The sequence below is a fragment of the Paenibacillus sp. SEL1 genome, from assembly GCF_054602535.1.
This window is the reverse complement of record NZ_CM137723.1, coordinates 2,214,364-2,229,731: the sequence shown is the minus strand read 5'-3', so window position 1 is coordinate 2,229,731 and position 15,368 is coordinate 2,214,364. Positions and strand designations below refer to the sequence as shown.

The 15,368-nt window shown below is 46.1% G+C and carries 14 protein-coding genes and 1 tRNA gene; 2 read left to right on the top strand and 13 right to left on the bottom strand.

Annotated elements, in window-relative coordinates:
• Position 1: 1 nt before the first annotated feature.
• The 4 genes from tpiA to ACYCSE_RS10245 form a co-directional block, all read right to left on the bottom strand.
• Entirely contained in the window at positions 2-754 is a 753-nt protein-coding gene (tpiA, locus tag ACYCSE_RS10260) for a triose-phosphate isomerase (protein ID WP_013308264.1), read from the bottom strand.
• A 59-nt stretch (positions 755-813) separates the two neighbouring features.
• On the bottom strand, positions 814-1,995 hold the full coding sequence (locus ACYCSE_RS10255; protein WP_013308263.1) for a phosphoglycerate kinase: 1,182 nt from the start codon (positions 1,993-1,995) through the stop codon (positions 814-816).
• Between the two features lie 120 nt (positions 1,996-2,115).
• Positions 2,116-3,126, bottom strand: a complete 1,011-nt coding sequence (gene gap, locus ACYCSE_RS10250; protein WP_322161917.1) for a type I glyceraldehyde-3-phosphate dehydrogenase — start codon at positions 3,124-3,126, stop codon at positions 2,116-2,118.
• A gap of 93 nt (positions 3,127-3,219) precedes the next feature.
• Positions 3,220-4,257 carry a sugar-binding transcriptional regulator gene (locus ACYCSE_RS10245; protein ID WP_013308261.1) on the bottom strand — a complete coding sequence of 346 codons (1,038 nt, stop codon included), beginning with the start codon at positions 4,255-4,257 and terminating at the stop codon, positions 3,220-3,222.
• Between the two features lie 269 nt (positions 4,258-4,526).
• Here ACYCSE_RS10245 and ACYCSE_RS10240 point away from each other — a divergent pair.
• Positions 4,527-4,601 (top strand) — tRNA-Arg (locus ACYCSE_RS10240).
• 210 nt (positions 4,602-4,811) lie between these two features.
• Complete coding sequence (clpP, locus tag ACYCSE_RS10235; RefSeq protein ID WP_025686039.1) at positions 4,812-5,408, top strand: ATP-dependent Clp endopeptidase proteolytic subunit ClpP; 597 nt, start codon at positions 4,812-4,814, stop codon at positions 5,406-5,408.
• A 124-nt stretch (positions 5,409-5,532) separates the two neighbouring features.
• Here clpP and ACYCSE_RS10230 read toward each other — a convergent pair whose 3' ends face one another.
• From ACYCSE_RS10230 to ACYCSE_RS10190, 9 genes are all read right to left on the bottom strand, one after another.
• Positions 5,533-6,636, bottom strand: coding sequence for a PdaC/SigV domain-containing protein (locus ACYCSE_RS10230; RefSeq protein WP_459702171.1), 1,104 nt, complete (start codon positions 6,634-6,636; stop codon positions 5,533-5,535).
• 239 nt (positions 6,637-6,875) lie between these two features.
• Positions 6,876-7,637 carry an SIMPL domain-containing protein gene (locus ACYCSE_RS10225; protein WP_459702170.1) on the bottom strand — a complete coding sequence of 254 codons (762 nt, stop codon included), beginning with the start codon at positions 7,635-7,637 and terminating at the stop codon, positions 6,876-6,878.
• A 277-nt stretch (positions 7,638-7,914) separates the two neighbouring features.
• Positions 7,915-8,184: an HPr family phosphocarrier protein gene (locus tag ACYCSE_RS10220; RefSeq protein WP_013368811.1), complete on the bottom strand. Its 270-nt coding sequence runs from the start codon at positions 8,182-8,184 to the stop codon at positions 7,915-7,917.
• Between the two features lie 136 nt (positions 8,185-8,320).
• Positions 8,321-9,265: a DNA-binding protein WhiA gene (whiA, locus tag ACYCSE_RS10215; protein WP_061830212.1), complete on the bottom strand. Its 945-nt coding sequence runs from the start codon at positions 9,263-9,265 to the stop codon at positions 8,321-8,323.
• A 5-nt stretch (positions 9,266-9,270) separates the two neighbouring features.
• On the bottom strand, positions 9,271-10,257 hold the full coding sequence (locus tag ACYCSE_RS10210; RefSeq protein ID WP_023986485.1) for a gluconeogenesis factor YvcK family protein: 987 nt from the start codon (positions 10,255-10,257) through the stop codon (positions 9,271-9,273).
• A 12-nt stretch (positions 10,258-10,269) separates the two neighbouring features.
• Positions 10,270-11,169: an RNase adapter RapZ gene (gene rapZ / locus ACYCSE_RS10205; protein WP_013308254.1), complete on the bottom strand. Its 900-nt coding sequence runs from the start codon at positions 11,167-11,169 to the stop codon at positions 10,270-10,272.
• A gap of 66 nt (positions 11,170-11,235) precedes the next feature.
• Entirely contained in the window at positions 11,236-12,186 is a 951-nt protein-coding gene (locus ACYCSE_RS10200) for an ROK family glucokinase (RefSeq protein WP_013308253.1), read from the bottom strand.
• Between the two features lie 292 nt (positions 12,187-12,478).
• A complete protein-coding gene (gene trxB, locus ACYCSE_RS10195) occupies positions 12,479-13,432 on the bottom strand; it encodes a thioredoxin-disulfide reductase (protein ID WP_013308252.1) in 954 nt (317 codons plus the stop codon).
• A 39-nt stretch (positions 13,433-13,471) separates the two neighbouring features.
• The gene (locus ACYCSE_RS10190) at positions 13,472-15,241 is read right to left on the bottom strand and encodes a tetratricopeptide repeat protein (protein WP_459702168.1); all 1,770 of its coding nucleotides are present in this window, start codon (positions 15,239-15,241) and stop codon (positions 13,472-13,474) included.
• Positions 15,242-15,368: the final 127 nt, after the last annotated feature.

Below are 15,368 nucleotides of genomic sequence, written 5' to 3'. Positions count from 1 at the left end.
CTTACTTCGCCCCCTCAACAAGCGCGATGTACGACGCCGGTTGAAGACTGGCACCGCCCACGAGCGCGCCGTCGATATCGCTTTGACCCAGGTACTCAGTAACATTTTCAGGTTTTACACTGCCACCATACTGAATACGTACAGCATTTGCTGTATTTTCATCATACAGCTCTTTAATCAGACTGCGGATATAGGAAATCACTTCATTCGCGTCCTGCGAAGTGGAGGATTTGCCTGTTCCGATGGCCCAGATTGGCTCATAAGCAACAACTACTTGTGCAGCCTGATCCTTAGCCAAACCAGCAAAAGCTGCTACAGTTTGCACTTTTACAACCTCTTTGGTTTGTCCAGCTTCACGATCTTCCAGCTTTTCGCCTACACACACGATTGGAGTCAGGCCATGACGGAATGCCGCATGAACCTTTTTGTTCACCGTTTCGTCTGTTTCATTAAAATATTCACGGCGCTCGGAGTGTCCGATCACAACGTAATCTACACCCAGATCTTTCAGCATTCCACCGCTAATTTCACCTGTAAATGCACCATCTTCTGCAAAGTGCAGGTTTTGTGCGCCAATTTTAATAGACGTACCTTTTACTGCTTCAACCAGAGCAGGAAGATTCGTAAATGGTGCGCAAATCACGCTCTCCACTCCTGCAACCTCTGCTTTGCCTTTGATCTCTTCGATGAAAGTTTTAGCTTCTGGTACGGTTTTAAACATCTTCCAGTTACCCGCGATAATCGGTGTTCTCAATGGTTTCAACTCCTAACTATTAGGTGCCCTAAAGCTTTATTCACGCATAGTGCGTTTGATTATTTATCGTTCAGTGCAACAACACCCGGAAGTGCTTTGCCTTCCATAAATTCCAGTGATGCTCCGCCGCCAGTGGAGATATGATCCATTTTATCAGCCAAGTGGAATTTTTCAGCCGCAGCCGCAGAATCACCGCCACCAATGATGGTGTATGCTTCAGTTGTTGCGCAAGCTTCCGCTACTTCACGAGTACCACCAGCGAAAGGCTCGATTTCAAATACGCCCATTGGTCCGTTCCATACAACCAGTTTGGAGTTTTTGATCACATCTGCATAGATTTTACGTGTTTTCGGTCCGATGTCCACGCCTTCCCAATCTGCAGGAATGCCGTCGATATCCACAATGTCCGTGTTCGCCGTAGCACTGAAATCGTCAGATACAACAATATCAACCGGAAGATAGAAGTTTTTGCCGAGTTTCTTCGCTTTTTCAATAAATCCAAGAGCTACGTCCAGTTTGGATTCATCCAGCAAAGATTGACCCACTTCATGACCTTGAGCTTTGAAGAATGTATAAGTCAAACCGCCACCAATGATTACGTTATCTGCAATGTTCAGCAGGTTGTCGATCACGTCGATTTTGTCTTTTACTTTGGAACCGCCGATAATGGCTGTAAAAGGACGGTCTGGATTCGACAAAGCTTTACCAATGACAGACAATTCTCTTTCCATCAGCAAGCCAGAAACAGCCGGAAGAATATGAGCGATACCTTCAGTGGAAGCATGAGCACGGTGTGCTGCACCAAATGCATCATTCACGAAAACGTCGGCCAGTTCAGCAAATTGCTTCGCCAATTCAGGATCATTCTTTTCTTCTCCTGCATAAAAACGTACATTTTCAAGCAACAGCACGTCGCCGTTTTGCAGTTCAGCCACTTTCGCTTTAACAGCTTCGCCTACCGATTCGTCCACTTTAACTACTGGCTTTTTCAGCAGCTCAGACAAACGTACGCCAACAGGAGTCAGACGCATGGATTCAACAACCTGACCTTTTGGACGTCCAAAGTGACTCGCCAAAATAACTTTTGCACCTTTTTCAATCAAGTAGTTAATGGTTGGCAAGGTTTCACGAATACGCTTGTCATCCGTAATTTTACCGTCCTCAACCGGAACGTTAAAATCTACACGAACAAACACCCGTTTTCCATTCAGTTCTATATCACGTACGCTCTTTTTGTTCATCTCCATATTCCTCCGCACCCTTATAATTTTACGAAACAGGAATTTAAGGCACATTTGATATATAAAGAGCGGAAACAATAACCTGTTTCCGCTCTATGTTATTGCTCAATAAGAATGTTCTTATTTAGCCAGTTTTGCGAAGTATTCCAACGTGCGGATCAATTGTGCAGTGTAGGACATTTCGTTGTCATACCAAGCTACAGTTTTCACCAGTTGTTTGTCGCCAACAGTCAGAACTTTAGTTTGAGTTGCATCAAACAAAGAACCGAAAGTGATACCTTTGATGTCGGAAGAAACGATTTGATCTTCAGTGTATCCAAAAGTATCAGCATCAGAAGCTTCTTTCATTGCTGCGTTGATTTCTTCAGCAGTTACGTTTTTCTCCAGAACTGTTACCAACTCAGTCAGGGAACCAGTTGCTACTGGAACACGTTGAGCCGCGCCATCCAGTTTACCTTTCAGTTCAGGAATTACCAGACCGATGGCTTTTGCAGCACCAGTTGTGTTAGGAATGATGTTTTCAGCTGCTGCGCGAGCACGACGGAAGTCACCTTTAGCATGTGGAGCATCCAAAGTGTTTTGGTCGCCAGTGTAAGCGTGAATTGTAGTCATCAAACCTTCGATGATACCGAATTTGTCTTGCAGTGTTTTAGCCATAGGAGCCAAGCAGTTTGTTGTGCAAGAAGCACCGGAGATTACAGTTTCAGTACCGTCCAGAATTTCATGGTTTACGTTATAAACGACAGTTTTCATGTCGCCAGTAGCTGGAGCGGAAATAACAACTTTTTTAGCGCCGCCTTTCAAATGTTTCTCAGCAGCTTCTTTAGTTGTGAAGAAACCTGTGCATTCCAGAACGATATCTACACCCAGGTCTCCCCAAGGCAGTTCTTCAGGGTTGCGGTTAGCCAAAACTTTAACTTCTTTACCATTTACTTTGAAGAAGCCGTCATGTACTTCTACTTCTCCTTGGAAAGTACCTTGTGTTGTATCATATTTCAACAAATGTGCCAACATTTTGGAATCTGTCAAGTCATTGATTGCTACTACTTCAATACCTTCCACGTTTTGAATCCGGCGGAAAGCAAGGCGTCCAATACGTCCGAAACCGTTAATACCAACTTTAACTGTCATGAGTGAGTTCCTCCCAAAGTTCGTTTAGTTTAGTTTTATATATTCAAGACAGACCCGAAAGCCCGTCAAGACAACACCATTCATAAATCCATCTTAACCATTTAAATAATGACTTACAATCTCGGCAGCAGCGCCTTCGTCGGTGACTAGAATGTCTTCTTGTCCGAAACGCAGTACCGCATGAATAGCGGCCGCCTTGCTCTTGCCTCCAGCTACACCTAGAACCGTATCGGTACGCCTGATGTCCTCTAATCGAAGTCCAAGCGTCAGCATTCTGTGAACAACGACGCCATCTTCGTTAAAGTAATAACCAAACGATTCGGCAACGGCCCCCTCACTGCTGATCTGGGCAAAGGTTTCGGGATCAAGTTTACGTCTATGTGCCATCGCTATGGCGTTGCCTATCCCGTGAATGATGATACGACTCTCGCGAATCAGGTTCAATATATCCTGAATGTTCGTATCTTCAAGCAAGGAGTTGTAAGCATGATTGCTGAGCAAATCCGGTACATGGAGCAGACGGTATTGAGCGCCTACCTTGCGAGCCATTGTGGAAGCAATTGTGTTGGCCTGCATTTCCATGCTTTCTCCCAAACCCCCGCGTGCCGGTACAAACCACCCACCTTTAAGTGGGCCATTAGAAGGTAGTGCCAGTTGTTCCGCCACGTCGGCAATCGTCGTGCCACCTGTTACAGCGACCACATCCTCGTCGTCCATAACACTCAGCAACGCTTTTGCTCCAGCGCGCCCCAGCTCCTGCTTTGTTAACGGAGAAGCATCCGAATCCCCTGGAACGACAACCACCTTCCTCAAACCATAGGCTTGACGAATCTGGTCCTCCAATTGGGACAGGCCGAACAAGTTGTTCGCAATCGGCTCCAGCTGTTCCAGCAGATCCAGTCCTGCTTTGCTCACCTTCATGCCTACACTCTCAATCTCAATTAGCCCTTGAGCTTTAAGAAGATCGGTTTCGGCGCGCAACACGCGCTCAGTCATGTTCAGTGAAGCTGCCAGTGTTCTGCGTCCAACAACATCGGACAGCATAATCTGATGCAGGATCGTGTACCTTTTTTTCAAAACATCCATGAGGTCGGGCAGAAGCTGCTTCTGTATTTCTAATATCTTTCGCATGCTTTCCACTCCCGCACACTTCTAAGTTCTGTCTCTAATGCTCTATCTCTAACTGGTCTTAAAACGTCCCGGGATAACTTTTTAAGTCCCACGTATATCTTAACCAATATTTGCTCCACATGCAAGTCTATCTGAACCTATATTTCTCAACCATTTGCCTGAATATGCGCATTTAATAAAAGCTTGCAATTCACTGCTGTATATCATATAATCATCTTTGTTTCCAATTAGCTGTTTAATTAGTTAGTTGTTTGCATTGATTGAACTATGCGCCCGTGGTCCAACGGATATGACGTAGGCCTCCGGAGCCTGAGATCGAGGTTCGATTCCTCGCGGGCGCGCCATTTTAAATGAACGCATAAATGCTTCTACATAATGTTTTAACCAATGAGAGCGCTGAGGGCTCTTTTTTTTAATCATTAGTTTGACTTTCTTTGACTTTTTGTTTGAAATTGTTTATCATGTGGTTAATACGGTAACAGTTTATAAATAAGGGACGTGTAATCGGCATGTCCACCAAATCCACTAACGATATTTAAGGGAGGTTTTTTGACGTGAGCTATGTTCCTATGGTAGTAGAACAAAGTAACCGCGGCGAACGCGCCTATGACATTTATTCCAGACTGTTGAAGGATCGCATTATTTTGTTAGGCTCGGACGTCAATGACGTTGTAGCCAACTCTATTATTGCGCAAATGCTGTTTTTGGCTGCCGAAGATCCTGAAAAAGATATTCACTTGTATGTTAACAGTCCTGGCGGTTCCATTACAGCTGGTATGGCCATTTTCGATACGATGCAATACATTAAACCTGACGTATCTACGATTTGCGTAGGTATGGCGGCTTCCATGGGCGCGTTCTTGCTGAATGCAGGCGCCAAAGGTAAACGTTTCGCTTTGCCAAACAGTGAAATTATGATTCACCAACCACTGGGTGGTGCACAAGGCCAGGCAACGGATATTGAAATCCGTGCACGCCGCATTCTGAAAATGCGTGACAAATTGAACCGCATTCTCGCAGATCGCACAGGCCAACCACTGGAGCGCATTGAAAAAGACACAGACCGTGACTACTTCATGTCCGCTGATGATGCCAAGGAATACGGTATTATTGATAAAGTGCTAACTAGCTCCTCTCCAGAAGGTGTATAAGAGAAGAAATTTGCCTCTCGATAGCTGGTAAATGGAAAAGCTGCCCCGGATGTTTTATCCGGTAGGCAGCTTTTTTTGCTTTATTGTTTTTTAGCTTATAGACAATTGGAATTGTTTACTCCTACTATTCATGCTGTCCCGCAAAAGGCTTTCCGCCTTGAGGCAGCAGTTGACCGAACGAGTAGGTAAACTCCGGAATTCCATACGCGTATGGCGCATAATCATACAAATCAAACACAATTGTTACTCCACTGCTCGTCACATAAAAATTCTGATCTGCCGCCAGCTCTTTAAATTTGCCGAATCCTTCGCCAGCCTGAAGCGCATCGATTTTTTTCTTCAAATCAGCATTGAGGAACTTTTTGTAGTTCGGATTTGCCTTCAAAACGTCAGACAATTGCAGCAGTTTACCATCAGCGAGCGAGAACGTATATCCTTTACGTGCCGTCATGCCATGTGCGCCACCCGTATACGAGTAATCCTGCATAATCACACTCAGAATACCATTTTTGTTATAGGCAATCGCAAAATCATTTCCGAACTCATACGGTCTTTCTGTTGTAGCCTCTCCCTCAGCCATCATCTTTTTACCTGCTGCCAATATACCCTCTGCATGCTTTTTAAGCACATTGTTAATGGCCTGTTGAGCCTCAGGATTTAGCTGGCTGCCGTTGATTTGCGGGTACTTAATTTTGTAGGACACCTTCGCATTACTCGATGCTGGAAGTGTTTGAGACGCAATGGTGATCGGATTTAACTGGCTTTTACTCAGCGTTACTGTTTTCTGAGCAGCATTCCATTGTGCATCTATGCCTAGATAGTCTTTCAGCAGACTCATAGGAATGTATAGCTTCCCAGCGATCTGTTTGGCATCCATGCTACGTGTATTGATTCCATTGACGTTGACGTAGGCATCCGAGGAAGAAGCTATAATGTAAAGTTTATTGTACCCGCTACCTACGGTATATGTCGTTGTTTTCGCCTCATAGCTTACTGGAATCCCCAGGCTGTCACGCAGTGCGGCCACCGGAATCATTGTACTCCCGTTCACTTGAACACCTTTAGCGGGCAACGTTTTACCATTCCATTGGATGGTGATTCCCGGTTGCTGTGTTGTCGCTTGTTTGGTCGATGCTGCCTGGATATAGGAAACGGGAACAGCTGCGACTCCTGCTAAAATCCCTGCTGCCAGCAGTGCTGAACCCCATTTTTTTGCATGCTTACTCATATTAAGTATTCCTCCTGTTAATGATCTGTATTGTCTATGTGTGATAACTACTTTTATTATTATATCTATACCCTATTGTATGTAGTTTACAATCTGTACACTCTCCGATTTCAATATGTACACCTAATAACCCTTAGCTATGACAGACTCATTACAAAAAGGTTTCGGTATACAAAAAAAGCCAGCAAGCCAGCCTGCACATGATGCAGGCCGCTTGTGGCTTCGTTTGATGATCTGTATTAGTTCATTTCGTACTGAGCCGACACCTGAACTTTCACTGTTACTTGTCCTGATTGGATCTCTGTCCCGCCACCTGCTACGTCCAAGAGCGATTTTGACATGGCATTTTCACGTTGTGTAAAGACCTGTGCTTCTCCGCCATCTACCGTCACACTCACAAGGACACCTAACCCGCGTTTGGCTGCTTTAGCTACAGCACTCGCTTTAGATTGTGCGCTTCCCAATGCCTTAGTAATGGCTTCCTCTTCATAAGTCGAAGGATCTTCCACGGAAAAAAGTACATTATCTACGTTATTGGCTCCAGACTTGGTCGCCTCATCCAATAACTGACCAATTTTATCCAAATCTCGGTATTTGACGGAAAGTGTATGGTTGGCAGTGTAGCCTTTGAGCTTCTGCCCTTCTTTTTCGTTATAGGTGAAGTTAGGCTGTACATAAAACTGGCTGGTCTGAATGTCATCTGCGCTGATGCTCCACTTTTCTTTCAGCAGTTGTGTAACCTTGTTCAATTTTGTAGCATTGGCTTTTTGAGCAGCCGCTGCCGTATTCCCTTCCGATTGTACACCGATAGAGAGATAAGCAATATCGGGCTTCGCCAATACTTCCCCGCTTCCAGTCACATTAATTACACCGTTTACCGTCGAAGCTGTTGACGCAGCATAGGCCCGATCTGCCCCTGTCCATAATCCTCCTGCTACTCCCCCTGCCATTAATGCTCCTGCGAGAACTGCCGTGGCTACTGTTTTTGTCCAAAGTCTCATTGAATTCAACCTCTTTCTTGTAAATGTTTGTACCTTCCAGACGGAAAAGACGGAAAAAGGTTGCAGCCAAGCATACAAATTTCCGAAACAGGGCATGACCACGGGAATCTAATTATTTATAACTTGAACTTAATACGGTCTCTATATTCAACAAATCCACACATAAAACAGCTAACTAACGGAGGAGCGTTCGAAGACTTTTTTCTGGATACAAAAAAAAGCCCCAAAGGGGGCTTTTCACTAAGAGCATACACCATATTACAAAGCAAATCTTTGTTTATTGATTTTCCAGCTCTACCTTACTAACCAAACTTACTAAAGCGTTTACAGCCTGTTCAGCGTCCGCACCTTCAGCACTAATATTGATTTCAGTACCTGTACTGATCGCAAGACTCATAATACCCATGATGCTTTTGGCATTAACCTTTTTGTCTTCTTTTTCCACAAAAATCTCAGATGAATATTTATTCGCTTCCTGTACGAACAACGCAGCAGGTCTGGCGTGCAGTCCTGTTTTCAAGCGTACGACTACCGGATGTTTTGACATGTCAGCTTACCCCCTCATCAAATAAATCTGGACACTACTTACTCCATTTTATTTATCACATTATAACATTAACCCGGGACAGACACTAGAAAAAAAACTAAAAAAACCGGGGCTAAAAGCCCCATGGACACTCTTTTTACGGAATCAGGCCATTTTCGCCCCTAATTTTGTCAGCCATCTCATCAATTTTGCGAAGCCGATGATTTACACCCGATTTACTCACGACCCCTTTGAGCATTTCTCCGACTTCTTTCAAATTCAAATCGGGATGAGCGAGCCGAATTTCTGCCACTTCACGCAGTTTATCCGGCAAGGTCTCCAAACCAACTTCCCTCTCCAGCAACTTAATATTCTCAATTTGCCGGACAGCAGCTCCGATCGTCTTGTTCAAATTAGCCGTTTCACAATTGACAATGCGATTTACAGAATTGCGCATATCACGCATAATGCGTACATCTTCAAATTTGAACAAGGCTTGATGCGCCCCAATGATGCTAAGCAGCTCAATGATCTTCTCGCCTTCCTTGATGTAGAGAATAAAACCTTTTTTTCGCTCAATACAGCGAGCATTTAGATGAAATTCATTCGCAAGATCAACGAGTGCCTGACAATGCTCCTCATACATCGAAGAAATTTCAAGGTGGTAAGACGATCCTTCAGGATTGTTGACAGAGCCACCTGCCATAAAGGCGCCCCGCAAATAAGCCCTCTTACAACAGTTTTTCCGAACGATATCCCGATTAATCCCGTCAGTGAATAAGAAACCTTCTGTAACGATATAAAGATCCTTTAGCAGTTGCTGCACACCATTGGGAATACGGACAATGTACACATTATTTTTTTTCAAGCGCATTTTTTTCCGTACAAGCAGTTCGATATGAAGTTGAAAATGCTTCTTGATCAAGGAGTAAATCCGCCTTGCAATCGCGGCATTTTCTGTGGACACGTCCAATATCACCCTTTTATTCGACAGTTGTACGGATCCGAGCATACGTATAAGTGCAGATAGTTCCGCTTTCTCACAGCAGGACTGGCTTTCAATCATCGTAAGCTCTTTTTTCGTTTGTGCCGCAAAGGACAAGGGACTCACCTCCTTCTTAATATCCAATTTTGTACCAATTGGTAAATATGCTGGCTCAATTTGTCGGCATCATGCCGTAAATACGTGCGGAACAGAACTAATGTATCTGCCACCACTTTATATCCCCGGTCGGTCAGCTCGCCCATGTCTACTTGAACTGGCTTGGCTCCCTGCTCGGCATACATTTCCTGTACTTGGGGTGGAATTTCTCCGTTATTTACAATGACATAGTCGAAGAGATGATGCCCTACATGCTCAAAAATAGCTTGCAGGTGATCTCCTACCGTATAACCATCGGTTTCCCCAGGCTGGGTCATAACGTTACAGACAAATATTTTGATAGCGTCTGATTTTACTACAGCTTCAGCGAGTTTAGGTACAAGCAAATTTGGTAATATGCTGGTATATAGACTGCCGGGGCCAATCAAAATCGCATCGGCTTCATTAATGGCCTCTACAGCCTCAGGCAACGGCTCCACGTGAGTCGGTTCAAGAAAGACGCGTTTGATGCGTCCGCCCGCTTCCGGGATCTTGGACTCCCCGGTAATCACCGTGCCATCCTCCATCTCGGCGCTTAGCACAACGCCTTCCTCGGCTGCCGGTAGCACACGTCCCCGGACAGCAAATACACGGCTAAGCTCACGTACCGCCGTTACGAAATCTCCCGATATATCGGTCATCGCTGCTAAAATCAGATTACCCAGGCTATGGCCTGACAATCCTGATCCCGCACCGAAACGGTATTTCAGCATATCTGACATCACTGGTTCCACGTCAGCCAAGGCAGTCAGCACATTGCGAATATCCCCTGGAGGAGGCATCTGCAGCTCACTGCGCAAAATCCCGGAACTTCCGCCATCGTCAGCGACTGTAACAATAGCCGTAATATCTAGCGGCTTTTGCTTTAAGCCCCGCAGCATGACGGACAAGCCGGTTCCGCCGCCCATAACAACAATACGTGGGCGCTCCCGTTGTGATCCGGTCTCTTTCATGATTTCACCTCATTAATGCCGGTCCCGATCAGCATCCCGATGCGAAACAGAAACAGATTCTGTCTCGCTGGCACCTAGCATTTTTCCTAAATACTCCGATATTGCAACAGAACGATGCTTACCGCCAGTACAGCCAATGCCGATAATGACCTGGCTTTTGCCTTCTTTGCGATATTGCGGAATCAAAAAGTGTAACATATCCAGCAACTTGGTCAAGAATGCCTGAGTCTCAGGCCATTTCATGACATAATCATATACATCGCTATCCTGTCCCGTGTGGGGACGTAGTTGGTCCACGTAGTGGGGATTAGGCAGGAAGCGCACATCGAATATAAGATCGGCATCAATGGGAATACCATACTTGAAGCCAAAAGAAGTAATGTTCACGGAAAGCATACTGCTCTCCAAATGAGAAAATCGTGAAATAATCCTCGCCTTTAAGGTTGCAGGCTTCATCACACTTGTATCAATAACCTGTGTAGCTGAGCTTTTTAGTTCTTCCAACATCTTGCGCTCCAACCGAATCCCATCCAAAGGCATGCCGTCTGGAGCCAACGGATGACGTCTACGGCTCTCCTTATACCGCTGTACGAGAACGCCATCATTCGCATTTAAGAATAAAATTTCACAATGAATCGTAAAATGATCTTTAATATAATTCAAAGATTCCGACAAGGCAGTGAAAAATTCTCGTCCGCGTAAATCAATTACGAGTGCCACCTTGCCTATTTTACCGTTCGACTGCTCAATCAACTCGGCAAATTTGGGAATCAGTACAGGGGGCAAATTATCGACGCAGAAGAAGCCCAAGTCTTCCAGGCTCTGAACCGCAATGGTCTTCCCTGCGCCTGACATCCCCGTAATAATAATGAGCGTTGCCCACGGCGCAGCATTTTTTAGGTTGTCTGTCATATGGACTTCCCTCTCCTTTTGCTTCTTCGCTCTATACCAGTACCCGTATTATCAATAACCTGTGAATCAGGAGCGTAGCAGCAACCCTGCAGCCCCTACGATACCTGCGTCATTGCCTAACACCGCTGGTACGATATATACACCCTTTTGAAGCGGTTCAGGTGCCAGTTTGGCGTATACGCGACGCATCTCTTCAAATAAAAAGTCGCCTGCTTTAGAAACACCGCCGCCTATAATAAACAACTCTGGATTAAGCACAGCGGCAACCGCTGCCATGGATTTCCCCAAATAAAAGGCAGCCCGGTTCACGATACGCAGCGCGACTTCATCTCCAGCTTTAGCAGCATCAAATACTTCCTTGGCAGCAATTTGATCTTCCAGCGCCAGAGAGGTCCGGTCGCCACGTTCCACAGCGTCCTTGGCCATGCGAATGATGCCTGTTGCGGAAGATACAGTTTCCAAGCAACCCATTTTGCCGCATCCACACTGAATAGCCTCCAGATCAGGTACGACACTGATATGGCCAATTTCTCCGGCCATGCCCGAAGAACCTTGGTATATTTTACCGTTTATAATAATACCGCCACCTACTCCTGTTCCCAGGGTATAGCATACGCAGTTTTCGATGCCTTTGCCTGCACCAGCCCAAGCCTCACCCAGCGCAGCAACATTCGCATCGTTGTCTATTTTCACAGGCTTGCCAATCCGGTTCTCTAGGAGCGCACGGATCGGTACGTCACGAAAGCCAATATTAGGAGCGAGGACAATAATACCATCACGAACATTCGTAAAACCTGCAACGCCTGCACCGACACCCTTTAGTTGATCCCACTCATAAGGAGATTGCTCAACAATATGCCGCACATATTTTTCGATATTACCGATGACAACGTCTACACCTTTATCGGTTTCGGTTGGTCCCTCATATGTGTGCAAAAGCTGTCCGTTTTCATTACAAATGCCGACTTTAATCGCGGTACCGCCCAAATCGACACCTACATAGATACTTTCAGACATGTTCCAAGCCACCTTTGTGTTTACTTAAAAACCTGGTATGAAATATATGCTTACAATTCCTACTTCATAATAGTAATCCTACGTTCCAACTATAATTGAAGCCCCCGTTACGGTCAAGGACACTTCCTTGTTGAAAAGTGTACGATTAGCGGAACTTTTAACCTCATGCACCCATAAAAAGGAGAAAGCCTGTGCAAACGCAGCAGGCTTTCTCTTCCTGAACAAAAGATACGGCATAACAGAGGCTTCCTTCGCTCTCCCGTTAGCCTTTTTGTGTACGATAGACACTCTTTTATTGATCCAGTGTTTCGCTCCAGTCGTGAACAGCACTGCCTTCGAGATACTTCTCGCAGTCCATAGCCGCCATACATCCCGTTCCCGCAGCCGTAATAGCTTGACGGTAACGGTTATCCTGTACATCCCCACAGGCAAAAACTCCGGGGATATTCGTTTCTGTTGTGCCTGGCTTCACCACAATATAGCCGTGTTCATCGGTATGGATTTGTCCGTTCAGGAAACCTGTGTTCGGTGTATGCCCGATGGCTACGAATACGCCATCTACCTCAATCAGCTCATCCTGATTGGTCTCATTATTGTGTACCTTCAAACCCTTTAAGCCAGCTTCTCCCGTCACAACTTCCAGAGGAGTCCGGTTTAATGCCCAATGTACTTTTTCGTTCTCACGCGCGCGATCTTGCATAATTTTGGACGCCCGCAACTCATCGCGACGATGGACCAAGGTTACACTGGAAGCAAAACGGGTCAAGAAGCTCGCTTCCTCCATGGCTGAATCGCCACCGCCAACCACGACAATCTTTTTCCCGCGGAAAAAGAAGCCATCGCAAGTTGCGCAAGTGCTGACTCCGCGACCTACATTGTCTTGCTCACCCGGGATGCCTAGATATTTGGCGGACGCACCTGTAGCAATAATGACCGACTCCGCCTCAATGATGCCTTTACCCTCTACCTTCACTTTAAAAGGACGTTTGCTGAAATCCACTTCCTCAACCCAACCGGAGGTAAATTCAGCGCCAAAACGTTCAGCCTGCTTGCGCATATTATCCATCAGTTCAGGCCCGAGGATACCTTGCTCAAAACCCGGGAAATTTTCAATTTCGGTCGTTGTAGTAAGCTGCCCACCGGGCTGCATCCCTTCAATGATCAGCGGATTCATGTTAGCGCGTGCCAAATAAATAGCGGCTGTGTAGCCTGCAGGACCTGTACCAATAATTATGGATTTATACATACGTTTGTTGCCTCCTTTAAGTGATGTTTGGAGCAGGTCTCAGACCTGCTTTTTAAACGTGGAGAGCGGCTGCTTCAGCTTCTGTTTGATACCACACACGCTGTCAATCTGGCGTGCATAGCGGCTTACGGTCGATACGGAAATACCATAACGATCGGCTACTTCCTGATAGGTGACTGAATGATGATGCATTTTAGCTGTCAAATATTCCAGCGCCGCTGCCCATCCCTCAGTATGCTGAACCATCGGAACTTCCGGGGCAAGCCGATCCAAATACTCCAGCCAAAGCGATCTCAAATCGTGCTGCATGGCCGGATCTGATGGCTTGCTCATGACGGTCAGTACCTTATCCAGCACTGCCTGCCATTGTGGATCGACCGGGGAAGCAGATACACCACCTTCAATTGTATGCGGATCGTTCTCAACCTCCAACTGATCAGAATGTTCCGTTTCCGGGTACATTTTCTGCTCACCCTGCTCCGCCATTTCTTGCAATACTTGCAAGGCACGGCGTTTCAGCTCATCCTCCTGGTCCGGGTCTTCTACGAAGGACTCCAGTGCCTGACGCACCTCATCATCACCGATCAAGCTTAACGCCTGAATGACCTGAAGCTGAGTCGCCCGATCCCCGTGGCGCAAGGCCCAGAAGAAGGATGACCGGATTAGCGGGTCCTTCTTCATACTATCAGGCACCTGGTCAGCACCAAACTTCTCCCACATGCGGAATTGCTCCTCAAACGGGAGATGATAATGATAGCTGAGCACTTGCAGCGGTGTACCCTCCTGCTGGAGTTCCTCCAGTCGGGACAGGAAAAACCGCGGAACTTCCGAGGAAGCATCCTGTTTTTGCAAATGACTCCACAACCGCCGAGCTTCCGCATATCTTCCGGTATTGCTAGCAGCTACCGCCGTGTAATGGTACAAAGAAGCATCCGCATTGTTCTCTCCATCGCCATGAAGCAACCTGCGGAAATGTCTGTAGGCCTCCTCATGGCGTCCGAGAATCCCCATAGTGGTCGCCAGCTTGAATACCTGCTCCTCCTGAAACGGTATAGTAACCGCCAAAGTCTGCACCAGACGATCCAATTCCGGGCCGCCGCCCTCGTGCTGATAAAAGATCGCCAAGTTGCACAATGCGTGTAAATTACCCGGCTCATCCTCCAGCACTTGAATAATGGTAGCCTTAGCATTTTGGAACAATCCCATGTAGTAATACGCCAGCGCCAGATTATTCCGTGCAGCGAACATATCCGGTTGTTCCTCTGAAATTTGCTTGAGCAACTGGGCTGCCTGAGCAAATTTCCCCTCCTCCAGCAGGACACGAGCCTGATCATGCTCTACTACTCCCTGCCGGGCCTTAATGCGGTTCAGCTTCGTTGGACGGTCCAGCTCATAATAGAGCAGCTCCATCATTTCCTCCGCTTCATCAAGAAACTGGCCTTCTTCGTCCTCCTCCAGGTACGTGACCAATGCTTTCTCCGCTTCTTCAAACTGCTCCATATTAGCGTAATTATTCGCCATATAGAAATAACACTCTGTCATCGACGAGTCTACGTCACTCAGAACAGAGGACAGGATCTCATTCGAACCTGCATAATCCCCCATCTCTGATAATATACCCGCCATATTGCAATGATTCACCGGATTATCCGGTTCATATTCAACGGCTTTGCGAAAATATTTCAATGCCTTGTCATAATGATTGCGATCAAGCGAGCGCACAGCTTTCTCAAAAAAGAAAGATGCGTCGAAACGCAAAGCAATAATTTTAGGGCTAGGTTCCGATACTCGCAGATGTTTCCCTTTCATAAATAACCAAGGCACCTCCTTTAAAAGTAACTGGCATGTTCATACCCTTCAGTATACCACAACTTCAAAACGACTTGACAGTCGATCCTGCCTCATTCCAAAAATCGGATACACTCTTGTATACCTA

What these genes read in the sequence shown, in the direction of transcription:
- ACYCSE_RS10255 (WP_013308263.1), bottom strand. Translation starts at nt 1,995, where the DNA reads ATGAACAAAAAGAGCGTACGTGATATAGAACTGAATGGAAAACGGGTG.
- gap (WP_322161917.1), bottom strand. Translation starts at nt 3,126, where the DNA reads ATGACAGTTAAAGTTGGTATTAACGGTTTCGGACGTATTGGACGCCTT.
- ACYCSE_RS10245 (WP_013308261.1), bottom strand. Translation starts at nt 4,257, where the DNA reads ATGCGAAAGATATTAGAAATACAGAAGCAGCTTCTGCCCGACCTCATG.
- ACYCSE_RS10230 (WP_459702171.1), bottom strand. Translation starts at nt 6,636, where the DNA reads ATGAGTAAGCATGCAAAAAAATGGGGTTCAGCACTGCTGGCAGCAGGG.
- ACYCSE_RS10225 (WP_459702170.1), bottom strand. Translation starts at nt 7,637, where the DNA reads ATGAGACTTTGGACAAAAACAGTAGCCACGGCAGTTCTCGCAGGAGCA.
- ACYCSE_RS10220 (WP_013368811.1), bottom strand. Translation starts at nt 8,184, where the DNA reads ATGTCAAAACATCCGGTAGTCGTACGCTTGAAAACAGGACTGCACGCC.
- ACYCSE_RS10210 (WP_023986485.1), bottom strand. Translation starts at nt 10,257, where the DNA reads ATGAAAGAGACCGGATCACAACGGGAGCGCCCACGTATTGTTGTTATG.
- rapZ (WP_013308254.1), bottom strand. Translation starts at nt 11,169, where the DNA reads ATGACAGACAACCTAAAAAATGCTGCGCCGTGGGCAACGCTCATTATT.
- ACYCSE_RS10200 (WP_013308253.1), bottom strand. Translation starts at nt 12,186, where the DNA reads ATGTCTGAAAGTATCTATGTAGGTGTCGATTTGGGCGGTACCGCGATT.
- trxB (WP_013308252.1), bottom strand. Translation starts at nt 13,432, where the DNA reads ATGTATAAATCCATAATTATTGGTACAGGTCCTGCAGGCTACACAGCC.
- ACYCSE_RS10190 (WP_459702168.1), bottom strand. Translation starts at nt 15,241, where the DNA reads ATGAAAGGGAAACATCTGCGAGTATCGGAACCTAGCCCTAAAATTATT.